2 protein-coding genes are annotated in these 976 nt (G+C 59.9%); one reads left to right on the top strand and one right to left on the bottom strand.

Annotated features, from left to right (window positions below; translation table 11 throughout):
• Positions 1 to 416: class I tRNA ligase family protein (locus OQK_RS31385; protein ID WP_038861024.1), on the bottom strand; the 416-nt coding region annotated here is incomplete at its 3' end.
• A gap of 216 nt (positions 417 to 632) precedes the next feature.
• On the opposite strand from OQK_RS31385, the gene OQK_RS31390 reads away from it, so the two are divergent.
• Positions 633 to 976 (top strand): iron-sulfur cluster assembly protein (locus OQK_RS31390; protein WP_038861025.1); only part of this gene is annotated, 344 nt, incomplete at its 3' end.

A 976-nucleotide genomic window follows, 5' to 3' on the forward strand; every position in this document is an offset into this window, starting at 1 on the left:
CGGTCGGCCAGGAACATCTTCTTTTCCGGGTCGAAATACTGGGTGATCGAGCGCTGGGCGATGTGCCCGGCGTCACGCAGCTTGAGGTAGATCTGGCTCGACAGCTCACGGTTTTCTTCGGCGTGAGTGGAGTGGAAATTGTCGAAATCGACGAGGAAGTCGGCAAAGTCGGCGCTGTGTTCAGCCTGCACGTTGGCGATCAGTTGTTCCGGGGTGATGCCTTCCTTTTCCGCGCGCAGCATGATCGCCGAACCGTGGGCGTCGTCGGCGCAGACATAGATGCATTGGTTGCCGCGATGCTTCTGGAAGCGCACCCACATATCGGTCTGGATGTATTCCAGCATGTGGCCAAGGTGGATCGAACCGTTGGCGTAGGGCAGGGCGCTGGTGACGAGGATCTTGCGTGGCTCGGACATGGGGCTTCGCTACTTGATGAAACGGAGGTCGGCCACTATAAAGCGCCGGCGCATATTTTTCACCCCTGCGCCACTGGGTACTTTGAGAGCTCGTGTGGTGAGGGGATAAGTCCCCTCACCACAGTGGCTTTTCAGCGCAAGTAATCTGTTCGCCTCAAATCGGTGTCCAGCGTACGATAGCCGCCATCTTTTCCAGTCTTGTTATCGGAGTTGCCCATGAGCGCCGTCACTCGCGCAGCGGTGGAAGCCGTCCTCAGCCAATACACCGACCCTTACCTGAACCAGGACCCGGTCAGCGCCGGTTGCGTGAAAAACATCGAGATCATCGGTGACCGCGTCAATGTGCAGCTGGAAATCGGCTACGCCGCCGGCCTGTTCAAGAGCGGTTGGGCGCAATTGCTGCAACTGGCCGTCGAAAACCTCGACGGCGTGGTCATCGCCCGCGTCGAGGTCACCAGCGTGATCGCCGCGCACAAGGCCCAAGCGCAGATTCCCGGGCTGGCCAACGTCAAGAACGTCGTCGCCGTCGCGTCCGGCAAGGGCGGCGTGGGCAAATCCAC

The sequence above is a fragment of the Pseudomonas sp. R62 genome, from assembly GCF_000257605.1.
GTDB lineage: Bacteria > Pseudomonadota > Gammaproteobacteria > Pseudomonadales > Pseudomonadaceae > Aquipseudomonas > Aquipseudomonas atacamensis.